This window comes from Actinacidiphila glaucinigra, from assembly GCF_035918135.1.
GTDB classification, from domain to species: domain Bacteria; phylum Actinomycetota; class Actinomycetes; order Streptomycetales; family Streptomycetaceae; genus Actinacidiphila; species Actinacidiphila glaucinigra.
Map to the genome: position 1 here is coordinate 7,349,481 of NZ_CP109144.1, position 25,649 is coordinate 7,375,129.

Here is a 25,649-nt window from a genome sequence, read left to right on the forward strand (position 1 = left end):
GGGACGATGTCGGTCCGAGCGCCTAGTCTGTGCGTCGTGACCACGACCGTTCCGCACCAGCTCAGCGGCGGTGTCCGGCCCGCGCCGGGCCCGGCCGCCGACGAGGGCCTGGCCCGCCGGCTCAAGGCCCTGGCCTGCACCGCGCCGCTGCACGACCTCGACGCGCGCAAGGCCAACCTCGCGGGCGAGTACTCGGTCTACGCGATGGCGGAGATCGCCCTGGCCGCCATCGACCTGGTCACGCTCAACATGGACTTCGACACCGGCGCCGACCACGACCAGATAATCTCCCGGCTGCTGCCCCGCATCGCCGCCCAGGCCCCCGGCCGTGCCGCCGCCGAGCACGAGCGGGTGGGCCGCTGGGTCCTGGAGAACCTGATCAACGTCGGCAGCGTCGACCGCGGCTTCCGCGCGGTCTACGGCACCTTCGGCGCGGACGGGGCGTACGTCCGCCGCGACTACGACTTCAAGCTGATCGAGGAGGTCCCGGGTCGCGACGGCACCGTCTACCTGCGTACCACCGACGAGGCCGTCAATGTGCTCGTCGGCGCCCTCGACACCGACGTGACCAGCGCCCAGATCGCGGCCGAGGTCAAGCTCGAGGTGCTGATCAACCGGGGCCGGCTCGCCGACGCCCAGCTCGCCGCGGAACAGGCCCGCTACCGCACGGTGCAGTACGCCGAGACGCTGCGCCGCGCCCTGGACGCCACCCGCCGCAACGTCCGGGCCGTCGACTGGATCCGCACCGTCCCCGACATGATCGCCGAGGCGCTCGACCACGTCGCCGACCGCTACCGGCACGAGAACGCCATCCTGACCAACATCCGCAAGGCCAGGGACGAGTCGGAGGACCCGGAGCACAAGCGCCGCGCCGCCGAACTCGTCGACATCGTCAAGGACTGCATCCGCCGCCACACCCAGCTGCAGTCCCGGCTGCTGGAGGCCGGCCCGATCTTCCGCGCCGAACAGGACCGGCAGGCCTTCGCCGCGCCCCGCGGCGGCGCCCTCGTCGGCATGCTCGACCTGTACGGGCAGCTGGTCGCGCCCGTCCTGCCGCTTCCGGTGGAGCAGGCCACCCGCGTCACCGACGCCTGGTTCGCCCGCGGCACGGGCCTGCGCACCCCCGCCTCGGTACGCGTCACCGACCTCGTGGACGCCCTGCTCACCCCGCCGGTGGAGCGCGAGCACCTCGGCGCCGAGATGCCCGAGCCCGACCTCGTGGCCACCCCGGACGACAGCCGGTTCAGCGAGGAGCAGCTGGAGACCGCGCTGGAACTCCTCGACCTGCCCCACGACGCCCCCCGCCGGCTGTCCGGGCTGCTCGCCGAGGCCCGCCGCCTCGACCCCGAACTGCCCTACCTGGTCGCCCTGCTGGCGGTGCACGCGGCCAGCCCGCCGGTCGGCACCGCCTACCGCCAGGGCGAGGAGCGGCTGCTGTTCGCCGTGGACGACGGCACCGAACTGGACGACCCCGAGTTCGGCGGCGCCGACCTGATCGTGGGCACGGCCCGGCTCGACGCCGCCGGGATGGCCGCCGAGCGGTCCGAGGCGGCGTGACGATGAGCGCACCGACCATCCGCACCGAGGAGACGACCCCGTGAGCGACCAGCGCGACGGCGAGAGCACACAGCCGCCCGCGGCGGCCCCCGGCCCGGCGGCCGTCACCCCCGGCGACGCCGCGGACGCCGCCCGCCTCGTCTCCTTCGGCCTCCAGCCGAAGCTGCTGCCCGCGCGCGACATCGAGTACGCCGAGCTGATCCGCCGCTACCGCGAGGAGCCCCTTTTCTCGCGGCTGGCCGACGCCGTCGCCGCCGGCCTCGGCCTGGTCGTGCTGGAGGTCTCGCCGCGGGCCGGCATGGCGCTGGCCGCCGGTGAGGACTCGGTCTTCGCCGTCCGTATGGGCGACTACTCCCGCCGCGCCGCGTCCGACGCGGGCGACCGCTTCCTGCACGGCCTCGCCCACCTCGCCACCGCGGCCATGGCCTTCCCGCGACCGGAGGACCTCGCCGACGACGCCTACATCGGGCGCGTCACCGTCAACGGCATCGACGGCTTCCTGCGCCAGGCCTGCCGCCGGCTGGAGGAACGGGCCGAGGAGCAGGGCGAGAACACCGACCCGGCCACCGACGCCCCGGGCCTGGAGGCCGCCTGGCGGGTCTATGTGCGCCGCACCTCCACCGGCGCCACCAAGGACGCCCGGCGCCTCGCGGGCTCCACCACCGGCATCGTGGGCAAGGCCGTCTCCTTCCTCGTGGACTCGGGCTTCCTGCAGCGCACGGGTGACGAGTCGGGCGGCACGTACCGCACCACCGCCCGTTACCAGCTCCAGGTGCGCGACATGGCGGGCAGCGCCGCCATGGCCGAGCTCCTCGACCTGGGCATCGTGCCCCGGCCCGGTGAGTCGGCGGCGCTGATGCCCGCGGAAGAGGGCGAGGACCTCGGCCTCGTGGCCGGGGCGGGCCTGCCCTTCCACTCCTGAACGGCGGCCCGTCCCGCCGCCCGGATCCCGCCGATCCACCCGAACCTGCCGACCACAGACCACCACGACGAGAGCCCCCCATGTACGAGCTGTCCCGGGTCCGCCTCTACTCCATCGGGCCCGCCGGCGCGCGCTATGCCGACACCGTGCTGGACCTGCGCGGAGTCGGCGAACTCGTGCCGCAACCCGCGCCCGCCCAGGCGGAGTTCTTCGAGGACGAGCCGACCGGGCCGCCGCGCCGTCCGGCGCCGGCCGGTGTGCTGTTCCTGGAGAACGGCGGCGGCAAGTCCGTCCTGCTCAAGCTGATCTTCTCCGTCATGCTGCCCGGCCACCGCAACACCCTGGGCGGCGCGAGCTCCGGCGTGCTCCGCAAGTTCCTGCTGGCCGACGACTGCGGCCACGTCGCCCTGGAGTGGCAGCACACGCTCACAGGCGAGCTGGTCGTCGTCGGCAAGGTCAGCGAGTGGCGCGGCCGCCAGGTCTCCTCTGACCCGCGCAAGTTCGCCGAGGCCTGGTACTCCTTCCGGCCCGGCCCCGGGCTCGGCCTGGACTCGCTGCCCGTGGCCGAGTCCACCGCCGTCCGCCCCTCAGCGGAGGGCGCCTCGGGCGCCCGCGGCCGCCGCCGCACCATGAAGGGCTTCCGCGACGCCCTGACGGACGCCGGACGCTACTACCCGCACCTGGAGGTGGTGTGGGAGGAGATCCACGACCGGTGGAACGAGCACCTCGGCGAACTCGGCCTCGACCCCGAACTCTTCCGCTACCAGCGGGAGATGAACGCCGACGAGGGCGAGGCGGCCGGTCTCTTCGCGGTGAAGAAGGACTCCGACTTCACCGACCTCCTGCTGCGCGCGGTCACCGACACCAGGGACACCGACGGTCTCGCCGACCTGGTCCACGGTTTCGCCGGCAAGCTGGGCCGCAGGGCCGAGCTCACCGCGGAACGGGACTTCACGGCGGGCTCCCTCGAACTGCTCGCCCGCATCGTCGACACCACCGCCACCCGCGAACAGGCACGCGGTGTCCACGCCCAGTCCGAGCGCCGCACCCGCGCCCTGGCCCGCGGGCTTTCCGCGCGCGCCCGCGAGGAGCGGGGCCGCGCCGCCGAGCTGGCGCAGCAGGCGGCGAGCGCCGCGCACACGGTCACCGACGCCGAGGCCGCCCGCGGCCGCGGCGCCCTGGTCGCAGCCGAACTCGCCTACCGGCACGCCTCGCTGGCCCTGGCCGCCGGCGAGAAGAGCGCCGCAGCGCTGCGCCGCGAGCTCAATGACGCCCGTACCCTGCAGTCCGCCTGGCAGGCCGCGGAGATCGTGCTGCGGCACCGGGCCGCCGCCGACCGCCTGGCCCGCGTCACCGCCGCCATCCGGGAGGCGGAACGGGACGCCGCGCCGGCGCTGGCCGCCCGCACGACCGCCGCGGGCGACCTCGTCCGCGCCCTGCGGGCCGCCGCGGACACCGCCGACGAGCGGGCGGACGCGGAGGAGGAACGCTCAGCGGGACTCCAGGCGCAGTCCGAGGCGGCACACCGCGACGCCACCGCCGCCGCGACGGAGGCGCAGCGCGCCCGCAGCGAGTCCGGGCACCTGGTGCAGCGGCTGGCGGAGGTCGAGCAGGAGACCGCCGAGGCGGTCCGGGCCGGCTGGCTGGACGACTCCGCCCCCGACGCCGACCCGGCCCGGGCGGCCCTGGAGGCCTCGGACGCCGAGAAGGCCGCCGCGACCGCCGCGGAGACCGCGCGCGACGCGGCCCGCCGGGCCGGTGACCGGGCCCGGGAGGCCGCCGCCGCCGATGCGCGCGCCGAGCTGTCCGCCGCCCGCGCGGCCGACGCCCTCGCCGCGGCCGAGGCCGCCCATGCCGCCGAGTCACGCGTCGCGGACGCCCTCGCGGCCGAGCCCCGCCTGGCCGGACTGCTCAGCCTGCCGGAGGCACCCGGGACCGTCGCGGCCGACGCGGCGGGGGACCCGGCGGGGGAGACCGCCGATGACCGCGGCCCCGCCATCCCCGCGCAGGCCTCCGCGGCCCGGCGCGGCGCCCAGGCGGACGTACGGCGCCCCGCCGAGCAGGGCCCGCTGACCGCGGCCGAACTCGACATCTTCGCGGAGCCGCTCCAGGAGATGCTGGACGGCGCGGTGGCCTCCGCCGAGCGCCGGCTGTTCGACCTGCGCACCGCCGCCGCCGACGACGCCCGCATCCTGGCGGCGCTCGGCGACGGCGGGCTGCTGCCGCCGGGCCCCGACGTCCTCGCCACCGTCGAGTACCTGGGCGAGCAGGGCATCCCGGCGCTTCCCGGCTGGCGCTACCTCGCGCAGGCCGTCGACCCGGCCGACCACGCCGCCGTGCTCGCCGCGCGCCCGGAGCTGGTGGACGGCGTGGTCGTCACCGACCCGCAGAGCTACATGAGGGCACGCGAGGCCCTGGCGCAGGCGGCGCTGCTGCCGCGGTCGACCGTCACGGTCGGCACGGCGGCGGCGCTGCTCGCCCCGCCGCCCCCGGCGGGCGCCGAGCCCGAGCTCTTCCTCGTCCCGCCCAACCCGGCCATGCACGACGAACTGGCCGCCGACGGCGAGCGGCAGGCGCTGCGCGCCCGCGCGACCGCCCGCGAGGAGGCCATCCGCGGGCTCGCCGCCCGCCTGGCCGAGGACCGCACCCTGGCCGCCCGGCTCTCCTCGTGGCGCTCGGGCTGCCCCAGCGGCCGGCTCGCGGAGCTCGCCGCGGCGGTGGAGACCGCCCGGGAGACCGCGGTCGCCGCCCGCGAGGAGCTGGCCGGGGCACGCTCGGTACGGATGGAGGCCGACGAGGCCGCCGCCGAGTCGACCGCTGTGCGCGACGAGCGCCAGGAGGCGGCGCAGCAGGCCCGGCGGGCCGCCGACGCGCTCGCCGGTCTCGCCTTCCGGCTGCGGGAGCGGGCCAACTGGCAGCGCAGGACCCGGGAGCTGGCCGAGGACGCCGTCGAGGCCGAGACCCGCGCCGACGCCTGCCTGACCCTGGCGCGCGCCGCCGACGAGGACCGCCGCGCCGCTCAGCGTGCCGCGGACGACGCGCGCCGCACGGCGCGTGTGCTGCGCGCCGAGCGCTCGGAGATCACCGGCGCCCCCGACGAGGCCCTCGAGGACGAGGACGGCGCGGGCCGGCCGGCCGGCCCGCTGCCCACCCTGCGCGAGGCCTATCGTGCCGCCTCCCAGGTGTACGAGAAGGTGGGCGTCGGCGCCGACCTGCGGGCCGAGCAGGCCCGTGCCGAGAGCACCGAGCAGTCCGCGCTCACCGAACTGGAGCGCCTCACCAACAAGGTGCGCACCCGCGCCGCGCTGCTGCTGGAAGGCCCGGACGGCGCCGACGGTCCCGCGCGCCAGGCCGCGGCCGCCCGTGCGGAACAGCTGGTGGCGACCCTCGACTCCCGTGCCTCCGCGGCCAGCGAGCAGCTCGGCCGGCTGCGCGGCGAGTCCGAGCGGCACGCCCCGGCGGACGGCGAGGCGCACACCGAGCTCCCCGAGGAGCTGCTGCCCCGCGACGCCGAGCACGCCCAGGAACTGCTGCGCGGCGCCAACGGCGAACTGGCCGCCCGCACCGAGGCGCTGGCGCACGCCCGGGACGGCCACGGTCACCTGGTCCGTGCGCACCGCTCCGCCGAGGACGCCGCGACCGGCTTCGACGAACTGGCCGCGCTGCTGCGGGACCTGCTCCGCGACGGCGACCGGCAGCCCGAGGAGGGCGAGGAGGAGTCCGAACCGCACTCCGGCTCCCTGGAGGCGGCCAGGACGGCCGTCGCCGAGTCCCGCCGCAGCCTCCGCGGCTGCGCCGCCGACCTGTCGGCGGCAGAGTCGCAGCTGCGCGAGGCCTGCGACGTCCTCGTGCGGCACGCCAACGCGGCCCGCTACGAGCAGGTGCGCACCCCGGCCCGCCAGCAGATCCGCGAACTGCCCGGTTCCGCGCTGCCCGAGCACGCGGAGGCCTGGCACACCGCCTTCGCGCCGCGGCTGCGGGTCCTGACCGACGAACTGGAGCAGCTGGAGCGCAACCGCGACAGCATCGTGGACCGGCTGCGCGGCATGGTGGAGTCCTCGCTGGCCACCCTGCGGTCGGCGCAGCGGCTGTCCCGCCTGCCCGAGGGGCTGGGGGAGTGGTCGGGGCAGGAGTTCCTGCGGATCCGCTTCGACGACCCGGACCACGCTGCGCTCAACGAGCGGCTCGGCGCCGTGATCGACGAGGCGACCCGGGCGGCCGTCCGCAAGAACTCCGACCTGCGCCGGGACGGCATGTCGCTGCTGCTGCGCGGGGTCGCGGCCGGCCTCGAACCCAGGGGCGTGGCCGTCGAGATCCTCAAGCCGGACGCCGTGCTGCGCGCCGAGCGCGTGCCCGTCGGGCAGATGGGCGACGTCTTCTCCGGCGGCCAGCTGCTCACCGCCGCCATCGCGCTGTACTGCACGATGGCCGCGCTGCGTAGCAACGACCGCGGCAGGGACCGGCACCGGCACGCGGGCACGCTCTTCCTCGACAACCCGATCGGCCGCGCCAACGCCACCTACCTGCTGGAGCTGCAGCGCGCGGTCGCCGACGCGCTGGGCGTCCAGCTGATCTACACCACGGGCCTGTTCGACACCACGGCGCTCGCCGAGTTCCCGCTGGTCGTACGGCTGCGCAACGACGCGGATCTGCGCGCGGGACTGAAGTACATCAGCGTGGAGGAGCACCTGCGGCCCGGACTCCCCGTGCAGGACCCGGAGTCCGAGCCGGTGCACGGCGAGATCACGGCGACGCGGATGTTCCGCCGCCCGGCGGAGCAGCCGGCCCCGCAGAGCGGCTGAACTCCGGCCGGACTCCGGCCGAGCTCCGGCCGGTCTGCTCCTTGCCTGCGGCTGGCCCCTGGCCGCCCCAGGGAGCCCCGGGACGGACCCGTCCCGAAGGCCCCGGTTCATCGAGGCCGTTCGGGTCGGGCGTCCGGGACGGTGCGGGTTCCGCGGGTGGCGCGCTTTCCTCAGGCGGTACTGGCGCCGGTGCCGGACAGGTGCCCGCGCCGTGCGGCGGCGCGGGCTTCGGACCGGGCCCGCCGCCGTCCGCGCCTGCGCTCGCGGCGCAGCCTGCGGGCCGCGCTGCTCGGGCTGGACACCACGCCGTTGCGCTGGTTCCAGACCTGGCGGGTGATCCACACGTCCAGCACCGCCCACGTGGCGACGACGGTGAAGGCTATGGCGGTGAGCATCGCCGGCGCCGCGAGCCAGGACTCGCCGGCCGCCCCCAGCATGGCGATCACCGCGGCGATCAAGGTCAACGAGACGACGAGCACGGCCCGCACCGCCGCCCGGCGTACCGGGTCGGGCATGCGTGGCCGCCCCACGGGCTCCTCCACCCACAACGGCCGCCGTGTCTTCCGCGGCGGAATGTCGCGATCCAGTGCGTCCTCGACGAGGTCGTCCATGAAATCTGCTCCCCTGCGGCATACCGGTGGTGCGGTGCCGGATCCCCGATGTCCGACTCCAGAGTGGCTGCCCGGTTTCCGCCGATGAATGCCCTCCGCATCCGGAGCACCCCTCCCCGCCGGTCAAACGAGGCAGCGGCCCCGTCGGTTCCCTGTGCACTGCATTTCGGCCAGCCGTACCGGCTGTTCATCCGTACGAAACGGGTCGTCCCGGGGCAAGGGCGGAGGCGGCGCTTTCGGTTTGGTCATCCGGCAGTAGTAGGCTCGCGCCGTTTGCAGTCGGAACACGACAGCCCTTGACCGGGTTTGACGTTGGGGAGGCCATGCGCTTTCGCGGTACGACGATCCGGCGGAAGATCGTGGCACTGCTGCTCATTCCGCTGGTGTCCCTCACGGCCATCTGGGCCTTCGCCGCGACCCTGACCGGGCGTCAGGTCTGGGGCCTCTTCGGCGTCGAGCAGACCGTCAACGAACTCGGTTACCCGGTCGAGGACAGCATCCAGGCGCTCCAGCAGGAACGTCGTTCCGCCATGCTCTACTTGGCCGATCCTCGACGGTCGGACGCCCGCGGCACCCTGCTGGCCCGGGAACGTGCGACGGACAAGGTGATCGCCCGCCTGCGCGCCAACGCGCGCTCCGCCGGCAACCGGGAGCGGCTGGCCCCCGAATCGCTGCGCCGGCTCGACCTCGTCGTCCGCGGCTTCGGCGGCCTGGAGACGCTGCGCGACAAGGTCGGCAAGGGCGGCATCGCCCGCAACGACGCCTTCGGCGCGTACAGCGGCCTGTTCGTCCCGGCCTACGCCTTCCTGGACTCGCTGAACCCGCTCAACAACGTCGCCATCGACAAGCAGGGCCGCGCCCTGATCCAGGTCACCCGGGCCCGCGAGGCGATCAGCCAGGAGGACGCCCTCATGGTGGCGGCCATCGCGGCGGGCCGCATGAGCGCGGCGGAGATGCGCTCCTTCACCTTCGCCGTCGCCGAGCAGCGCGCCTACTACGCCGACAACCTCCACCTGCTGACGAGCGACGAGCGCGCCATCTACGAGGCGTACTGGGCCGGGCCCTCCGGCCGCGCCCTGCGCGCCGCCGAGGACGCGGTCATCTCCGCGGGCGCCTCCGGCGCGCCCCAGGCCGCCGACCGCGTGTCCTGGCAGACCACGGCCACCACCGCCCTGACCGACCTCGACCGCATGGGCGTCGAGGCCGGCGACCTGCACAAGAAGCGCGCCGAACCGATCGGCATGCGCCTGGTCGCCATCGCCGCGGCCGCCGGTGGCCTCGGCCTGATCGCGGTCGTCGCCTCCGTCATCGTCTCCATACGCATCGGCCGCAGCCTCATCCGCGACCTGTCCCGGCTCCGCACGGAGGCCCAGGAGGTCTCCGGCGCCCGGCTGCCGCGCGTCATGCGCAGGCTCGCCGCGGGCGAGGAGGTCGACGTCGAGACCGAGGCGCCGCGGCTGGACTACCCCGACGACGAGGTCGGCCAGGTCGGCAAGGCCGTCAACACCCTGCAGCGGGCGGCCGTCGAGGCCGCCGTGCGCCAGTCGGAGATGCGCCGCGGGGTCTCCGAGGTCTTCGTCAACCTCGCCCGCCGCAGCCAGGTGCTGCTGCACCGCCAGCTCACCCTGCTCGACGCCATGGAGCGGCGCACCGAGGACCCGCAGGAACTCGCCGACCTCTTCCGGCTCGACCACATGACCACCCGCATGCGCCGCCACGCCGAGGGCCTGGTGATCCTCTCCGGCGCGGTGCCGTCCCGGCAGTGGCGCAAGCCGGTGCAGCTGATGGACGTGGTGCGGGCGGCCGTCGCCGAGGTCGAGGACTACGAGCGGGTCGACGTACGCCGGCTGCCGCGGCTCGCCGTCACCGGCCACGCCGTCGCCGACCTCACCCACCTCGTCGCCGAACTCATCGAGAACGCCACCGTGTTCTCGCCGCCGCACACCAGCGTCCAGGTGCACGGCGAGTCCGTCGCCAACGGCTTCGTCCTGGAGATCGACGACCGCGGACTCGGCCTCACCCCCGACGCCATGCTGGAGGCGAACCTCCGCCTCGCCGAGACCCCCGAGTTCGAGCTCTCCGACACCGACCGGCTCGGCCTCTTCGTGGTCAGCCGGCTCGCCCAGCGCCAGGGCGTCCGCGTCTCGCTGCGCCAGTCCCCGTACGGCGGCACCACGGCCGTGGTGCTCGTCCCCGCGCCGCTCCTGACCGAGCCCGGCGAGGACCTGACCGACGTGCCGCTCGACGAGGCCCCGGCGCCGGACGGGACGGCGCCCGCCGAGCGGGACGAGCCGCGGGTCAGACCGATGTCGGCCGCCACCGAGCACAGCTTCCGCCAGTGGGGCCTGGTCCCGGAGCCGGACGACGAGCCGCGCGAGCACCGGCCGCACGTCATCGAGGCCGAAGGGACGCCGGCACCGGCCGCCGAGAGTGACGCGGCCACGCGGACGCCGCCCTCCCTGGCGCCGGGCGAGGGGCTCACGGTCCTGCCGCGCCGCCGCCGCACCCCGGTCCTGGTCGCCGAGAACGGCCACCCGGTGGGCGAGGCGCCCCGGCCCGCCGACCCCGCGCCCCAGCAGGAGCCCGCCGACCCCGCGCCCGAGGAGGAACCCGCCGTGGCCGCGCCGCAGGAGGAGCCCGCCGGCGCCGGACTGCCCCGCCGGGTCCGCCAGGCCAGCCTCGCCCCGCAGCTGCGCAGCGACTCCACCACCCGGACGCGTACCGCCGCCGGCGCGGACGACGACGCCGGCCAGGAGCGCTCGCCCGAGGAGGTGCGCGACCGCATGGCCTCCCTGCAGCGAGGATGGCTGCGCGGCCGCGCGGACACCGCCGACGACCTCGGCACCGACGACGTCCGCCCCGCCGACCGCCCGGGAACCTCCCCGGCGGATCGGGGCGGCGACAGCACAACCAGAACCACCACCGAGGGGAACGGTCCATGACGGCACCATCGAGCCCGACCCGCGAGCTCAGCTGGCTTCTCGACGAACTGGTCGGCCGCGTGGCCAGCATCCGCAAGGCGCTGGTGCTCTCCAGCGACGGCCTGGCCACCGGCGCGTCCGAGGGCCTCACCCGTGAGGACGCCGAGCACCTCGCCGCCGTCGCCTCCGGCTTCCACAGCCTCGCCAAGGGCGTCGGGCGGCACTTCGAGGCCGGCAAGGTCCGGCAGACCCTCGTGGAGCTGGACGAGGCCTTCCTGTTCATCACCGCCGCGGGCGACGGCAGTTGCCTGGCCGTGCTCGCCGACGCCGACTCCGATGTCGGGCAGGTCGCCTACGAGATGGCGCTGCTGGTGAAGCGGGTCGGCGTCCACCTCGCGACCGCGCCGCGCACCGACGACGACGCGGCGCAGGCGGTGTGACGAGGACGTCATGACTCCCCAAGCGGACCGCTGGTACGACGACGACGCCGGGCCCGTGGTGCGGCCCTACGCCATGACGCGCGGCCGTACCAGCCACGCCGCGGAAGGCCGGCTCGACCTGATCGCCCTGGTGATCGCCGAGTCTCGCGGCGAGGACGACGACGCCGACGTCGACCGCACCCTGTCGCCCGAACACCTCGACATCGTCGAGCTCTGCCGTGCGGAGCCGATGTCGGTCGCCGAGCTGGCGGCCGACCTCGACCTGCCCGTGGGCGTCGTCCGGGTGCTCATCGGCGACGTCCTGGAGGCCGGCCTGGTCCACATCAGCCGGCCCGTCCCGCCGGCGGAGCTGCCGGACGCCGGGCTGCTCCGCGACGTCATCGACGGCCTGCGCGCGCTCTGAACGCGCCCGGGGCGCCGCGGTCACACCGTTGCCCGCGGCGCCTTTGGGCGGGGCCTGGGGGGCCGTCAGGAGGGTCCCGGGCCCGGCAGGCGGACCGGCGGACCGGCAACGGCCCCGGGACCGCTGGCAGTTGTCCGGTAGGACCGTAGTAATGTTCCACTGCCACAGCTGATCGCCCGACGCAGTCCCTAGGACCCAGGATGCCTCTGACCTGTGTAAACGGCATGACCGGAGGAGTGAGCCATGGCCTTCGGACGCTCTGAGCGCCGCCCTTCGCCCGTCGAGCCCGTCACGCTGAAGATCCTGGTCGCGGGCGGCTTCGGCGTGGGCAAGACCACGCTCGTCGGCGCGGTCAGCGAGATCCGCCCGCTGCGCACCGAGGAGACGCTCAGCGAGGCCGGCCGGCCCGTCGACGACACCGCGGGCGTCGAGGCCAAGCGGACCACCACCGTGGCGATGGACTTCGGCCGGATCACGGTCCGCGACGACCTCGTGCTCTACCTGTTCGGCACGCCGGGCCAGGACCGCTTCTGGTTCCTGTGGGACGAGCTGGCGCAGGGCGCCCTCGGCGCGGTCGTCCTCGCCGACACCCGGCGCCTGGAGGACTGCTTCTCCGCCGTCGACTACTTCGAGCGCCGCGGCATCCCCTTCGCCGTGGCCGTCAACGTCTTCGACGACGCCGAGCGCCACCCCGCCGAGACGGTGCGCGACGCGCTCGACCTCGACCCCGAGGTGCCGCTGCTGATGTGCGACGCGCGGGACCGCGCCTCCGCGAAGAAGGTGCTGATCAGCGTGGTCGAGCACGCGGCCCAGGTGGCCGGCGACCGCCGGGCGGCAGCCGCCAACTGAGCCGCGCGCCGCGGGTGCGGGCGGGTGAGGGTGGCAGCGGGCCGGTCAGTCCCCGGCGGCCGGCGCGGGGCCGTCGTCCTCGTCCTCGTCCTGCCAGCCGAAGCTCCGCTCGACCGCCTTCTTCCAGCGGCGGTACTCCTTCTCGCGGGTCTTCTCGTCCATCCGCGGCTGCCACTCGGCGTCCTTCTGCCAGTGCGCCCTGAGGGTGTCCAGCCCGTCCCACACGCCGGTGGCGAGCCCCGCGGCGTAGGCCGCGCCCAGCGCCGTGGTCTCCGAGATCCGCGGCCGCACCACCGGGACGCCCAGTACGTCCGCCTGGTGCTGCATCAGCAGGTTGTTGGCCGTCATGCCGCCGTCGACCTTGAGCCCGGTGATGTGCACACCGGAGTCCTGGTACATCGCGTCGACGACCTCGCGGGTCTGCCAGCTGGTCGCCTCCAGCACCGCCCGCGCCAGGTGCGCCTTGGTGACGTACCGGGTCAGGCCGGTGATCACGCCGCGGGCGTCGGAGCGCCAGTACGGGGCGAAGAGCCCGGAGAACGCAGGGACGATGTAGGCGCCCCCGTTGTCGGGGACGCTCGCCGCGAGCGCCTCGATCTCGTCCGCCGCGGTGATGATGCCGAGGCTGTCGCGGAACCACTGCACCAGGGCGCCGGTGATGGCGATCGACCCCTCCAGACAGTAGACCGGCGCCTGTCCGCCCAGCCGGTAGCCCATGGTGGTGAGCAGACCGTTCTTCGACGGCACGGGCCGGTTACCGGTGTTGAGCAGCAGGAAGCTGCCCGTCCCGTAGGTGTTCTTGGCGTCGCCCGTCCCGTAGCAGGCCTGGCCGAAGATCGCCGCCTGCTGGTCGCCGAGAGCCGAGGCCACGGGCACACCGCCCAGCTGACCGACCGCCGTGCCGTACACCTCGGAGGAGGAGCGGATCTGCGGGAGGACCGCCTCGGGGACGTTCATCGCGGCGAGGATCGCCGGGTCCCACTCCAGCGACTCCAGGTTCATCAGCATCGTGCGGCTCGCGTTGGTGACGTCCGTGACGTGGACGCCGCCCTCCGTGCCGCCCGTCAGGTTCCAGATCAGCCAGGAGTCGATGGTGCCGAAGGCGATCTCGCCGTTCTCCGCGCGGCGGCGCAGCCCCGGCACGTTGTCCAGCAGCCAGGCCGCCTTGGGGCCCGAGAAGTAGCTGGCCAGCGGCAGCCCCGTGGACTCGCGGAAGCGGTCCTGGCCGTCCTGGCCGCCCAGCCGCTCGCACAGCGCGGCGGTACGGGTGTCCTGCCACACGATCGCGTTGTGCACCGGGCGGCCGGTGGTGCGGTCCCACAGCACGGTGGTCTCGCGCTGGTTGGTGATGCCGAGCGCGCTGAGCTGGTCCGGGCGCAGCCGGGCCTTCGCGAGCGCGCCCGCCACCACGGCCTGCACCTTGGCCCAGATCTCGGTGGCGTCGTGCTCCACCCAGCCCGGCTTGGGGAAGATCTGGCGGTGCTCGCGCTGGTCGAGCGCCACGATCGACCCGTCGGAGTCGAAGACGATGCAGCGGCTGGAGGTCGTTCCCTGGTCGATGGCGGCCACGTATCGGGTCGCCGTGCCGGACGTATCGGTCATGACCGCCTCACTTGAACGCGACGTTGTAGATGAGACCGGACAGGGCACCGCCGATCAGCGGACCGGCCACCGGGATCCAGGCGTACGCCCAGTCGGAGGTGCCCTTGAAGGGGATCGGCAGGAGGGAGTGGACGATGCGCGGCCCGAGGTCGCGCGCCGGGTTGATGGCGTAGCCGGTGGGGCCGCCCAGGGAGAGCCCGATGCCGGTCACGAGCAGCGCCACGATCAGGGTGCCGGTGCCGGTCTCGCCGAGGCCCTTGCTGAGGCCGAAGGCCAGGATCGGCAGGACGAGCCCCATGGTGGCGATCGCCTCCGTGATCAGGTTCTGCCACCAGACGCGGATCTCGGGGACGGTGGAGAAGACGGCGAGCGTGGGCTGGCGGGTCTCCTCGGTGCGGTTCGCCGCGAACTGGCCGTAGTACACCAGCCAGCACAGGACGGCGCCCAGCATCGCGCCGACGATCTGCCCGGCGAGGTAGACCGGCACCTGGCTCCACTTGCCCGAACTGATGGCGACGCCGAAGGTGACGGCCGGGTTCAGCTGCCCGCCGGAGAGCGGGCCCGCGGTGTACGCGCCGGCCAGGACCGCGAGGCCCCACCCGAACGAGATCACGATCCACCCGGATGCCCGAGCCTTCGAGTGGTGGAGGAGCACCCCGGCCACCACGCCGGCGCCGAACAGGATCAGGATCGCCGTTCCGATGATCTCGCCGACAAAGACGTCTCCGTTGGAATACATGACGGCTCCTTCGTGCGGGCGCACGTGTCGGGCATGCGCCGCCAGAGAATGGCGCACGGAGACGCGGGTACGGAGGTCCCGCCTCCCGCCCGGCCTCCGCGCCACCCGGAAGTGTTGTCCCGGGGTGATGGAGCGTCAAGGTATCGGACAGATCACCTGATTACGACCACCGACGAGCCGTGCCCGAACAGGCCCTGGTTCGCCGTCACCCCGACGCGGGCCCCCGTGACCTGCCGGGGCCCCGACAGGCCGCGCAACTGCCAGGTCAGCTCGCACACCTGCGCGAGCGCCTGGGCGGGCACGGCCTCCCCGAAGGAGGAGAGCCCGCCGCTGGGATTGACCGGAATCCGCCCCCCGAGCGCCGTGGCCCCGTCGCGCAGCAGCTTCACCGCCCCGCCCGGCGGGCACAGGCCCAGGTCCTCGTACCAGTCCAGCTCCAGCGCGGTCGACAGGTCGTACACCTCCGCCAGGTCCAGGTCCTCGGGGCCGATGCCGGCCTCCTCGTACGCGGCGCGGACGACGGCCGACCGGAAGCCCGTGGCGGGCTCCGGGGGCGCGGTGGCGAGGGCGGAGTCGGTGGCGATGTCCGGGAGATCGGGCACCGTGCGCGGGTAGACGGGGGTGACGGTGGAGACCGCGCGGATGCGCACCGGGTCCGCCGTCGCGCGGCGCCGGGCGAAGTCCAGGCCGGACAGGACGACGGCGGCGCCCCCGTCGGAGGTGGCGCAGACGTCCAGCAGCCGCAGCGGGTCGGCGACGACCGGGGAGGCCGCCACCTCGGCGGCGGTGACCGGCGTCCGGTAGCGGGCGAGCGGGTTGGCGGCGCCGGCTGCCGCGTTCTTCACCTTGACCCGGGCGAAGTCCTCGGGCGTGTCGCCGTGCAGCGCCATGCGGCGTCGTGCGTACAGCCCGAAGTACGTCGGGTTGGTGGCCCCCAGCACGCGGAAGCGCAGCCAGTCCGGGTCGTCGGGCCGGTCGCCCCCGGCGGGCGCGAAGAAGCCCTTGGGGGCCGCGTCCGCGCCCACGACCAGGGCGGTGTCCACCAGGCCGGCGAGGATGTGCGCCCGGGCGGTGTCGAGGGCCTGCGCCCCGGACGCGCACGCGGCGTAGACGCTGGCCACCCGGGCGCCCTGCCAGCCCAGCGCCTGGGCGAAGGCCGCCCCGGCGACGTGACCGGGGTAGCCGCCGCGCACGGTGTCCGCGCCGACGACCAGCCCGACGTCGCGCCAGTCCAGCCCGGCGTCGGCGAGCGCGGCGCGCGCCGCCGCGACCCCGTAGCGGGTGAAGGGCCGGCCCCACTTGCCCCAGGGGTGCATACCGACGCCGAGCACGGCCACGTCGCGGCTCATCGTCCGCCCCCCACGGGACGCCAGTGCCAGGTGGTCCAGGTGTGCTCCGCGTCCTCGTGCAGCACGCCGGGCACCAGCTCCACCTCCATGCCGACGGCGAGGTCGGCCACGCCTGTCCCTGGCGCGGCCTGCCCGAGCACGATCATCCGTTCCGCCGCCAGCTCCACCGCCACGAGTGTGCTGGGCTCCCAGGGGCGTGAGGGGTCGGAGACGTACGGGGCGGGCGGGCGGTAGCGGGCGTCGGTGTACGACCAGACCCGGCCCCGCCGCGACAGCGGGACCTCCTCCAGGTCCCCTTCGGCGCCGTCGCAGGCCGGGTTGCGGCAGGCGTGGTCCTCGCGCGGGAAGAACACCGCGCCGCAGCCGCGGCACCGGGTGCCGAGCAGCCGGAAGCCGCCGCTTTCCGCCGGGTCCTGCGTGAACCAGCCCGCCACCACGGGTTTCCGCGACCGTGTCACGTCGGGCCCCCTCCCCCTCGCTTCTGACGGATCGTCAGAAGTTTGCCACGGGTGGGTCGTACCGCGGAACGGGGTGGACGCTGTCGGTGCCGGGTGCTAGGTTCTTCTCGAATCGAGAAATACTCAATATGAGAACAACTGGCGGGGAGTGGCGCACGATGGCAGACCGGCAGGGTGAGGACGCGTTCCTGGCCGCCTACGACCCGCGCGCCTTCGAGCCCATCGCCGTGACCGTCGATGTCGTCGCCCTGACCCTTCGTCAAGGCGCCCTGCACGTGCTGCTGGTGCGCCGCGGCGGACAGCCGTACGAGGGCGCCTGGGCGCTGCCCGGCGGGTTCGTCCAGGCCGGCCGCGAGTCCCTGGACGAGGCGGCGGCCCGCGAACTGGCCGAGGAGACCGGGCTCGACGCGGCCCGCGGCCTCGGCCGCGTCCACCTCGAACAGCTCGGCTCCTACGGCCGCCCCGACCGCGACCCGCGCATGCACGTCGTCTCCGTCGCCTACCTCGCCTTCGCTCCGGACCTCCCCGAGGCGCAGGCCGGCGGCGACGCCGCGGCGGCCGAATGGGTGCCCGTCGAGGCAGTCGCGCCGCAGGGGAACCCCGACGCCGCCACCGCGCGTCCCATGGAGCAGGACCGGCCGGCCGGGATCCACGGGGGTGGTTCCGGCCGCCGGTCCGGCGAGGCACCCGGCGACGGCGCCGGTCCCGACGCCGACCGCGGTGCCGACCGCGGTGCCGACCGCGGTGCCGGCCTCGCCTTCGACCACGGCACGATCCTCGCCGAAGGCCTCGACCGGGCCCGCGCCAAGATCGAGTACACCCCGCTGGCCACCGCCTTCCTCGGCGAGGAGTTCACCATCACCGAGCTCCGCTCGGTCTACGAGGCGGTCTGGGGCCGCACCCTGCACGCCGGGAACTTCCACCGCAAGGTCCTGTCGGTGCCGGGCTTCGTCGAGTCCACCGGCACCACCGCGGGCCGCGGCGGTTCCAAGGGCGGCCCCCGCGCCCGCCTCTACCGCGCCGGCGACGCCCGCCTCCTCCACCCCGCACTGCTCCGCCCCGACCGTGAGGACGGTGTCCGATGACCGCCACGACCCGTCCCGCGTCCGCGCACCGCGTCCGTACCTTCGACGAGGCCCTGGCCGCCCTCGGCCGGCCCTTCCCGGCCGGCCCCGGCGAGGCCGCCCGCCACTACCGACGGCTCGCCCGCCTCCTCCACCCCGACACCGCCCCGCCCGGCCGCGCGGACGAGGCCGGGGCGGCCTTCGTCCGGCTCACCGACCTCTGGCGGCGGCACACGGGCGACGGCCAGGCCCTCACCACCGCCCGCGGCGTGTACCCGCTGGGGCCCGTCCTCGCCGAGGGCGACCTCGCCGTGCTGCGCGCCGCAGGGCCCGGCACCGTACTGAAGATCCCGCGTCGGCCCGCCGACAACGACCTGATGGAGCGTGAGGCCGACACCCTCACCCGGCTGCACACCGTCGCCGACGCCCGGCACCGCGCCTACGCACCCCGCCTCGCCGAGTCCTTCCGCCACCGCGGCCCCGACGGCGCCGAACGCCGCGTCAACGCGGTGCAGCGGCTGCACGGGTTCCACACCCTCGCCGAGGTCCGCGCGCTCCACCCCGACGGCCTCGACCCGCGCGACGCCGCATGGATGTGGCGCCGCCTGCTGGTCGCCCTCGGCTGGGCGCACCGGGCCGGCGTCGTCCACGGCGCCGTGCTGCCCGAGCACGTCCTCATCCACCCCGCACAGCACGGCCTCGTCCTGGTCGACTGGTGCTACGCCACCGAACGCGGCGCGACCGTCCCCGCCCTCGTGGAGCGGCACCGCGCCCTCTATCCGCCCGAGGTCACCGGCCGGCGCCCCGCCACCGAGGCCACCGACATCCACCTCGCCTCGCGCTGCGTCGAGCAGCTGATGGGGGACCGCGCGCCGCGACCGCTGCGCGCCTTCCTCCGCGGCTGCACGCTCCCGGCCGAGGCCCGTCGCCCGCACGACGCGTGGCGGCTTCTCGCGGAGCTCGACGACGTCCTGGAAGGTCTCTACGGCCCGCGCACCTTCCGCCCGTTCACCATGCCGGGCGGCGACATCTGACACCCGACACACCTGACGCCTGACACCTGACATCTGACATCTGACATCTGACGCCAAGGGGGAACCACCATGGGCAGCGGAAGCTGGTCCACCAACGTCTACGACGCCGCCTCGCGCTACCGCGCCGCCAGCGGCACCGGCGCCTTCGCCTACAGCGACCGCGTCACCTCGTCCGCACCGCGCGGCTCCTGGACCGCGCACCCCTCGCTCGACCCGAAGGACATCGGCGTCCGCGAGAGCCGCGACTCCGACGAGCACCCCACCTCGCTCGCGATCGCCGTCCTGTTCGACGTCACCGGCTCCATGCGCACCGTCCCCCAGGTCCTGCAGACCAAGCTCCCCGAGCTCTTCGGCCTGCTCCTGCGCAAGGGCTACACCGAGCACCCGCAGATCCTCTTCGGCGCCGTCGGCGACGCCACCTGCGACCGGGTCCCGCTCCAGCTCGGGCAGTTCGAGTCCGACAACCGCATGGACGACGACCTCGGCAACATCCTGCTCGAGGGCGGGGGCGGCGGCCAGATGACCGAGTCCTACGAGCTCGCCATGTACGCGATGGCCCGGCACACCTCGCTCGACTGCCACGGCAAGCGCGGCCGCCGCGGCTACCTCTTCCTGATCGGCGACGAGCTGCCCTACGGCAAGGTCAAGGCCCGCGAGGTGCGCGAGGTCCTCGGCGAGGACCTCGCCGAGGACATCCCCGTCACGCGGATCGTCGCCGAGCTCAAGCGGAAGTTCGACGTCTACTACATCCTCCCGGCGGGCTCCTCCTACGTCGGCAACAGCGAAGTCCTCGGGACCTGGCGCAAGCTGCTCGGGCAGAACGTCATCGAGCTCGACGACCTCGACGCCGTCTGCGAGACCATCGCCCTCACCATCGGGCTCGGCGAGGAGGCCATCGACCTCGCCGAGGGGCTCGACGACCTCGCCGACCTCGGCTCCACCGCCACCGGCACCGTCGGCAAGGCCCTCGCCGCCCTCGACCGCGAGCGCGCGGCCGTCGCGGTGACGGACACGCCCCTGATCGACAGCGACGACACCGCGACCGGCACCACCCGCCTGTAGGCCCGCCCCCGCCCCGGAGGACCCCGTGCACACCATCGTCGTCGACCTCGGCTACGGCGACGCCGGCAAGGGCACCGTCGTGGACCGGCTCTGCGCGAGCGGACCGGTCCGCGCGGTGGTCCGCTTCAACGGCGGAGCCCAGGCGGCGCACAACGTCGTCACCACCGACGGACGCCACCACACCTTCGCCCAGTTCGGCTCCGGCACCCTCCAGGGCGTCCCCACCCACCTGTCCCGCTTCATGCTGGTGGACCCCCTCGCGCTGGCCGCCGAAGCCGACCACCTCGCCGCCCTCGGCGTCCCCGCGCCGTACGCCCTGCTCAGTGTCGACCGCGCGGCGCGCCTGACCACCCCGTACCACGCCGCCGCCAACCGGCTGCGGGAGCAATCGCGGGGCGCGGCCCGCCACGGCTCGTGCGGCATGGGCATCGGGGAGACCGCCGCCTACGCCCTCGCCCACCCCGAGGACGCCCCCACGGCCGGGGACTGCGCCTCACGCCCCCGGCTGCTGCGCAAGCTCCGCCTGCTGCGCGACCGCCTGGCCGACGAGTTCGGCCGGCGGCTGCCCGCACCGCCGCCCGAGGACTGCGCCGACGCCTTCACGGCCTTCGCCCGCGCCGTCACCCTCACCGGCGACGGCCACCTCGCCCGCGTCCTGCGCGAGGGCCCCGTCGTCCTCGAGGGCGCCCAGGGCGTGCTCCTGGACGAGTGGCACGGCTTCCACCCGTACACCACGTGGTCCACGACCACGTTCGCCAATGCCGAGACCCTGCTCGCCGAAGCCGGCCGTGAGGCCCGCCGGCTCGGCGTCGTACGGACGTACACCACCCGGCACGGACCCGGACCGCACGTCACCGAGGACCCCGAACTCGCCCCGCTGCTGCCCGAACCGCACAACGGCCACGGCCCCTGGCAGGGCGCCTTCCGCACCGGCCACTTCGACGGTGTCGCCCACCGCTACGCCGTCGAGGCCTGCGGCGGTGTGGACGCCCTTGCCCTCACCCACCTCGACGCGCCCCGCCGCTGCCCGCAACTGCGGCTGGTCCGCGCGTACGACACCGTGGGGACGCAGCTGCCCACCGCCCCGCCCGGGGACCTCGGCCGCCGGGCCGCCCTCACCGAGCGGCTGCTGAAGGCCCGTCCGGCCCGCTGGGACGTGCCCGGCCCCGATCCGGCCGTGTGGTCGGAGGCGGTCGGCGAGGTGCTCGGCGCGCCGGTGGTCCTGGAGTCCCACGGCCCGACGGCCGCCGACAAGCGGGACGTTCAGCGCAGAATGCCCGCCTGCCGCGCGGCCGTGATCCAGGAGGGGAACTCCGAGAGGATCCGGTCGTAGAGCTCCGCGTCCGGCACGGAGGCGATGTCGTCCACGGCGAAGAACCCGACGTTGTCCACACGCCGGCCGGGCAGGGTGTCGAAGCGCTCCAGCACCCCGTAGTTGGCCCGACCCAGACCGACGAACTGCCAGAACACCGGCTCCTCCACCGCCTCCCGCAGCTGCTGCTCGATCTGGGCGTTGCGGTAGACGCCGCCGTCGGAGAAGAACAGCACGAGCGTCGGCACCGCCGTCGGGTACGCCCGCACGAAGCCCCGCACCTCGGCGATGACCTTCTGCTCCTCGTTCTGGATGCCGACGAACCGCATGTCGACCTGTCCCGCCTGCAGCCCGTGCCGGGGCTTCTTGGGACGGCCGAACAGGCTCAGTTCGCCCACCCGGACGTGCAGCCGCAGCCACAGCGGCAGTTCCCCGATCCGCAGGTCGGGCAGGCGAGCGGGATGCGAGGCGAAGGTCCACGCCTGCATGTCGCCGTCGTCGTCGAGCTGCGCCGCGACCGCCGCCATGCGCTCGACCACGTCGGCGACGACCCCGCGCGCGTACAGGCCGCTCATCGAGCCCGAGGCGTCCAGCACGAGGATCACCCGCGCCACCACGCCTGCCGCGCCGTGCTTGCGCAGGCTGACGGCGACCTGTTCCTTGCGCAGGCTCAGCCGCTTGCGCATGTCGGGAGGCAGATGTTCCTCGCCCTTGGTGAGCCGCGTGGCGGGCGCCGGGGGAGCCGCCGGGAAGACCGGCGGGGGCGGGGGAGGGGGCACCGTCACGGGCCGCGCGGGCCGCGGGTACTGCGGAGGCTGAGGCAGGGGCGGGGGCGGCGCTGGTGCGGCCGGGGCGGACGGCGCCGCGGGCGGCTGCGGCGCGTCGACGGTGATCCCGAAGTCCGTGGCCAGCCCGGCCAGTCCGGAGTTCCAGCCCTGCCCGACGGCACGGAACTTCCAGACCCCGTTGCGCCGGTACAGCTCACCGCCGAGGAACGCGGTCTCCGTCGTCGCCCCCATGTCGAACCGAGCGATCTCGGCCCCGTTGCGCGCGTCCAGCAGCCGCAGCCGCAACTCCGGCACCTGGCCGAAGGTGCCGCCGTCCGCGGAGGCGCAGAGCACGATCCGCTCGACCGCCGGCTCCACGCGGGCCAGGTCGACGTCGAGCGTGTCCGAGGCCTGCCCGGGCCCGGCCTGCTTACCGGTGTGGCGCACGGCGCCGGAGGCGTGCGCGGGCTGGTTGTAGAAGACGAAGTCGGCGTCCGAACGCACCCGTCCGTCGCCGGTCAGCAGCAGTGCCGAGGCGTCGACATCGGGCACGCCGGGGCCCGCGCTCCAGTCGAGCACGGCCCGCACGGCGGGCACGGGTACCGGAAGATTGGCGCCTTTTCCGAGGGATTCGGGTGTCACGGACGCCAGTGTGCCCTCTCACCCACCGCGACGGACAGGGCTCCGCACGACCCCCGTGCCATGGCGGGCCGCGCGGATCCGGCCGGTTCCCCCGACGCGGTCCGCTACAGTCCGCGCGTGACCACTCGTCAGAAGGACAGCCACTGCACCTACTGCGGTGCGGAGTTCGCCCCCGACGCGGGTTGGCCGCGCTCGTGTGCGGCCTGCGGCGGCGTCACGTACCGCAATCCGCTTCCCGTCGCCATCGCCCTGCTGCCCGTGCGCACCCCCGGGGGCACCGGTCTGCTCCTCGTGCGCCGGTCCATCGAGCCGCGGCGCGGACTGCTCGCCCTGCCCGGCGGCTTCGTGGACCTCGGCGAGACGTGGCAGGAGGCCGTGGTCCGCGAACTCGACGAGGAGACCGGCGTCAAGGCCGCCGCCGGCGACGTACGGCTGGCGGACGCCCTCAGCGGCGACACCGGGCACCTGCTGGTCTTCGGCCTCCTGCCGGAGCGGACCGCCGAGGACCTCCCGCCCGCCGTCGCCACCGACGAGACCGACGGCCGGGAGATCCTCCTCGCCCCGGCGGAGCTGGCGTTCCCGCTGCACACCGAGGCGGCGCGCAACTGGTTCGGCGGCCGCTACTGACGCGCCGCCCGAACGGCCGCTACCGGGGGGCGGCGCCGCGCACCCGCACCCGGTACCCCACCTCGTCGTGCTCCTCGCGCACCACGACGACCTCCCCGTCCGAGACCCGTGAGGTGAAGCGCTCCACCCGCGGTTCCGCCCAGCCGTCCCCGGCGTCGGTGACCAGCGTGCCGCCCCCGTCGCGCCCGGGCGCCGGCGCCCACACCTCCAGGGCCACCGTGCCGTCCTCCTCCGCCACCGGCACCACGGCACCGGCCCTGGCCAGCACCGGGACGCGCTCCTGCGGCGCGGGCAACAGCACCTGCCCGGGCCCCTGGTACGCCTGCCCGGTCGCGGTGTCGTACCACAGGCCCCGCGGCAGCCGTACCGCCCGCTCCGTCGCCCCCTGCTCCAGCACCGGCGCCACCAGCAGCGCGTCCCCCAGCAGGAAGGCGTCCCCGCAGGCACGCAGCTTGCGGTCCTCCGGGTCGCCCCACCACACCGGCCGCACATAGGGCGCGCCCGAACGCCGCGCGGTGTGCGCCAGTGTGTACAGGTACGGCATCAGCCGCTCCCGCTCGCGCATCGCCGCCCCGGCCGCCTCCAGCACCTTCGGCCCGAACTCCCACGGCTCGCGGTGCCCGGCGTCGATCGCCGAGTGCGTACGGAAGAACGGGAAGTACGCGGCCATCTGGAACCAGCGCAGATACAGCTCCGGCGACGGGCTCCCGGTGAACCCGCCGACGTCCGGCCCGGAGTACGGCACCCCGCACAGGCCCAGCCCCAGCACCAGGGACAACGAGGAGCGCAGCCCGGGCCAGCCCGTCGACACGTCGCCCGACCACGTGCCGCCGTACCGCTGCATGCCCGCCCAGCCGGAACGGGAGAACAGGAACGGCCGGGAGTCGGGGCGCAGTTCGCGCAGCCCCTCGTGCCCGGCCCGGGCCATGGTCAGCCCGTACACGTTGTGGGCCTCGCGGTGGTCGCCGCCGCGGCCCTCCAGGGCGTGCCGGGCGGAGCGGGGGAGGGTGGTGTCGCCGAACGCGGCGAAGGACACCGGCTCGTTCATGTCGTGCCACACCCCGGCGAAGCCCTGGGTCAGCCGTTCCGCGTAGAGCCCGCCCCACCATGTGCGAACCCGCGGGTCGGTGAAGTCGGGGAAGAGCGCGTCGCCCGGCCACACCACGCCGCGCACCGGGTGTCCCTGCGCGTCGCGTACGAAGGCCTCGGCCGCGACCCCGCTGTCGTGCACCGCGTTGCCCGACTCCAGCTTGACCGCCGGGTCGACGATCGACACCAGGCGCACCCCGTGCCCGCGCAACTCCTCGGCGAGCGCGGGCAGGTCGGGGAAGCGCTCGCGGTCGACGGTGAAGACCCGGTGGCCGTCGTAGTGGTCGATGTCCAGGTGCAGCGCGGAGAGCGGCAGCTCCCGTTCGCGGTAACCCGCCGCGACCCGCCGCACCTCCGCCGCCGTGCCGAAGCCCCAGCGCGAGTGCTGGTACCCCAGTGCCCAGCGCGGCGGCAGCGCCGGCCGGCCGGTCAGCGCGGTCCAGGAGGCGAGGATCCGCGCGGGCGTGCCGGGGATCACCCAGTAGCGCAGCGGGCCGCCGTCCATGCGCGTCTCGCAGCCGCCGGGGCGGTCGTGGCCGGAACCCGCGCCCTCCTCGCCGTCGCGCAGGGTCACGCGGCCGTCCCAGGTGTTGTCGTGGAAGACCAGATGGCTGCCCGCGTCGGCGACGACGAGTTGCAGCGGCATGGTGATGTACAGCGGATCGGTCTGCGGCTCGAAGGCGCCGCCGGGGTCGGTGTTCCACAGCCGGTACGTGCCCTCGCCCAGCCGCGGTCCCGAGGCCCGCCCGCCGAGCCCGAACACGGCCGCGTCCGCCGCCGTCTCCGAGCGATGCACCCAGCGCGGCTGCGCGTCCTCCGCCGTGTTCACCGGGTCCCACCAGCGCGGTGGCAGGTCACGCCGCAGCAGCAGGCCGCCCGGTGTGCGGAACTCCACCGCCCCGTGCCGGGAGACCAGCACCGTGATCCGCTCCGACACCACCCGCCAGCCGTCCTTGTCGGGCTCGATGACGGCCCGTGTGTCGGCGTCGGGGCAGCCTCCGTCCAGCGCGTACGAGGGCTCCGGCTCGGCACCGTCCCACCCGCAGAACACCGCGCCGCCGGCCGCGACCCGCACCCGCAGGGTCGAGCGGGCGAAGCGGACCAGTCCACCGCCCGGCAGCGGGTCCGCGCCCTCGGCGGGTCCCGGCACCCGCGCGCGCTCCGGTCCCCGGCGCGGGAGGTCCCGCGCGTCCGTACGTTGCCGGCGCCATGCCGCGCGCACCGCCCTCAGCCCGTTCGCCGATCCGACCTGCCGTACCTGTCGCACCAGGTCCCGAGCATCCATAAGGCCCACCCTTTCACCGTTCCCGCCCGCCCCGCCGCCGGCCGGCCGCCTTCCGTCTGGCGGCCGGGCACATGCTTCCACCCCCGAATGTGTGGGGTGTGCCCTGGCGCCGGA

At 74.9% G+C, this 25,649-nt stretch carries 19 protein-coding genes; 12 read left to right on the plus strand and 7 right to left on the minus strand.

Annotated features, from left to right (window positions below; translation table 11 throughout):
- The first annotated feature begins 6 nt into the window (after positions 1 to 6).
- The 3 genes from OIE69_RS33155 to OIE69_RS33165 all read left to right on the plus strand — a co-directional run bounded on the left by OIE69_RS33155 (position 7) and on the right by OIE69_RS33165 (position 7,281).
- Positions 7 to 1,557 (plus strand): hypothetical protein, encoded by a 1,551-nt coding sequence (locus tag OIE69_RS33155; RefSeq protein ID WP_326577987.1) that lies wholly within the window; start codon positions 7 to 9, stop codon positions 1,555 to 1,557.
- Positions 1,558 to 1,597: 40 nt separating this feature from the next.
- Positions 1,598 to 2,479, plus strand: coding sequence for a hypothetical protein (locus tag OIE69_RS33160; protein ID WP_326577989.1), 882 nt, complete (start codon positions 1,598 to 1,600; stop codon positions 2,477 to 2,479).
- A gap of 80 nt (positions 2,480 to 2,559) precedes the next feature.
- Positions 2,560 to 7,281, plus strand: a complete 4,722-nt coding sequence (locus tag OIE69_RS33165; protein ID WP_326577991.1) for a coiled-coil domain-containing protein — start codon at positions 2,560 to 2,562, stop codon at positions 7,279 to 7,281.
- A 170-nt stretch (positions 7,282 to 7,451) separates the two neighbouring features.
- Here OIE69_RS33165 and OIE69_RS33170 read toward each other — a convergent pair whose 3' ends face one another.
- Positions 7,452 to 7,892 (minus strand): hypothetical protein, encoded by a 441-nt coding sequence (locus tag OIE69_RS33170; protein ID WP_326577993.1) that lies wholly within the window; start codon positions 7,890 to 7,892, stop codon positions 7,452 to 7,454.
- 323 nt (positions 7,893 to 8,215) lie between these two features.
- Between OIE69_RS33170 and OIE69_RS33175 the strand changes: the two genes are divergently transcribed.
- The 4 genes from OIE69_RS33175 to OIE69_RS33190 all read left to right on the plus strand — a co-directional run bounded on the left by OIE69_RS33175 (position 8,216) and on the right by OIE69_RS33190 (position 12,505).
- Positions 8,216 to 10,834 (plus strand): sensor histidine kinase, encoded by a 2,619-nt coding sequence (locus OIE69_RS33175; protein WP_326577994.1) that lies wholly within the window; start codon positions 8,216 to 8,218, stop codon positions 10,832 to 10,834.
- Positions 10,831 to 11,253 carry a roadblock/LC7 domain-containing protein gene (locus tag OIE69_RS33180; protein WP_018561123.1) on the plus strand — a complete coding sequence of 141 codons (423 nt, stop codon included), beginning with the start codon at positions 10,831 to 10,833 and terminating at the stop codon, positions 11,251 to 11,253. The genes OIE69_RS33175 and OIE69_RS33180 overlap by 4 nt, the downstream gene beginning before the upstream one ends.
- Positions 11,254 to 11,263: 10 nt before the next feature.
- Entirely contained in the window at positions 11,264 to 11,656 is a 393-nt protein-coding gene (locus OIE69_RS33185; RefSeq protein WP_326577998.1) for a DUF742 domain-containing protein, read from the plus strand.
- A 243-nt stretch (positions 11,657 to 11,899) separates the two neighbouring features.
- A complete protein-coding gene (locus OIE69_RS33190; RefSeq protein ID WP_326578000.1) occupies positions 11,900 to 12,505 on the plus strand; it encodes a GTP-binding protein in 606 nt (201 codons plus the stop codon).
- Positions 12,506 to 12,550: 45 nt separating this feature from the next.
- Here the strand turns inward: OIE69_RS33190 and glpK are convergent, their stop codons facing one another.
- The 4 genes from glpK to OIE69_RS33210 form a co-directional block, all read right to left on the minus strand.
- Positions 12,551 to 14,107: a glycerol kinase GlpK gene (glpK, locus tag OIE69_RS33195; protein WP_326578002.1), complete on the minus strand. Its 1,557-nt coding sequence runs from the start codon at positions 14,105 to 14,107 to the stop codon at positions 12,551 to 12,553.
- A 7-nt stretch (positions 14,108 to 14,114) separates the two neighbouring features.
- On the minus strand, positions 14,115 to 14,846 hold the full coding sequence (locus tag OIE69_RS33200) for an MIP/aquaporin family protein (protein ID WP_326578004.1): 732 nt from the start codon (positions 14,844 to 14,846) through the stop codon (positions 14,115 to 14,117).
- 152 nt (positions 14,847 to 14,998) lie between these two features.
- On the minus strand, positions 14,999 to 16,195 hold the full coding sequence (locus OIE69_RS33205; protein ID WP_326578006.1) for a lipid-transfer protein: 1,197 nt from the start codon (positions 16,193 to 16,195) through the stop codon (positions 14,999 to 15,001).
- Positions 16,192 to 16,653 carry a Zn-ribbon domain-containing OB-fold protein gene (locus tag OIE69_RS33210; RefSeq protein ID WP_326578007.1) on the minus strand — a complete coding sequence of 154 codons (462 nt, stop codon included), beginning with the start codon at positions 16,651 to 16,653 and terminating at the stop codon, positions 16,192 to 16,194. The genes OIE69_RS33205 and OIE69_RS33210 overlap by 4 nt, the downstream gene beginning before the upstream one ends.
- A 158-nt stretch (positions 16,654 to 16,811) precedes the next feature.
- Between OIE69_RS33210 and OIE69_RS33215 the strand changes: the two genes are divergently transcribed.
- The 4 genes from OIE69_RS33215 (at position 16,812) to OIE69_RS33230 (ending at position 21,146) form a co-directional block, all read left to right on the plus strand.
- Positions 16,812 to 17,738: an NUDIX hydrolase gene (locus tag OIE69_RS33215; RefSeq protein WP_326578009.1), complete on the plus strand. Its 927-nt coding sequence runs from the start codon at positions 16,812 to 16,814 to the stop codon at positions 17,736 to 17,738.
- Positions 17,735 to 18,751 (plus strand): molecular chaperone DnaJ, encoded by a 1,017-nt coding sequence (locus OIE69_RS33220; RefSeq protein ID WP_326578012.1) that lies wholly within the window; start codon positions 17,735 to 17,737, stop codon positions 18,749 to 18,751. The genes OIE69_RS33215 and OIE69_RS33220 overlap by 4 nt, the downstream gene beginning before the upstream one ends.
- A gap of 69 nt (positions 18,752 to 18,820) precedes the next feature.
- Positions 18,821 to 19,813: a hypothetical protein gene (locus OIE69_RS33225; protein ID WP_326578014.1), complete on the plus strand. Its 993-nt coding sequence runs from the start codon at positions 18,821 to 18,823 to the stop codon at positions 19,811 to 19,813.
- Between the two features lie 25 nt (positions 19,814 to 19,838).
- Positions 19,839 to 21,146, plus strand: coding sequence for an adenylosuccinate synthetase (locus OIE69_RS33230; RefSeq protein WP_326578015.1), 1,308 nt, complete (start codon positions 19,839 to 19,841; stop codon positions 21,144 to 21,146).
- On the opposite strand, the gene OIE69_RS33235 is transcribed toward OIE69_RS33230, so the two are convergent.
- A complete protein-coding gene (locus OIE69_RS33235) occupies positions 21,077 to 22,534 on the minus strand; it encodes a VWA domain-containing protein (RefSeq protein WP_326578017.1) in 1,458 nt (485 codons plus the stop codon). The genes OIE69_RS33230 and OIE69_RS33235 overlap by 70 nt on opposite strands.
- A 117-nt stretch (positions 22,535 to 22,651) precedes the next feature.
- On the opposite strand from OIE69_RS33235, the gene OIE69_RS33240 reads away from it, so the two are divergent.
- A complete protein-coding gene (locus OIE69_RS33240; protein ID WP_326578019.1) occupies positions 22,652 to 23,161 on the plus strand; it encodes an NUDIX domain-containing protein in 510 nt (169 codons plus the stop codon).
- Between the two features lie 19 nt (positions 23,162 to 23,180).
- On the opposite strand, the gene OIE69_RS33245 is transcribed toward OIE69_RS33240, so the two are convergent.
- Positions 23,181 to 25,535, minus strand: a complete 2,355-nt coding sequence (locus tag OIE69_RS33245; protein WP_326578021.1) for a glycoside hydrolase family 31 protein — start codon at positions 25,533 to 25,535, stop codon at positions 23,181 to 23,183.
- Between the last annotated feature and the right edge of the window lie 114 nt (positions 25,536 to 25,649).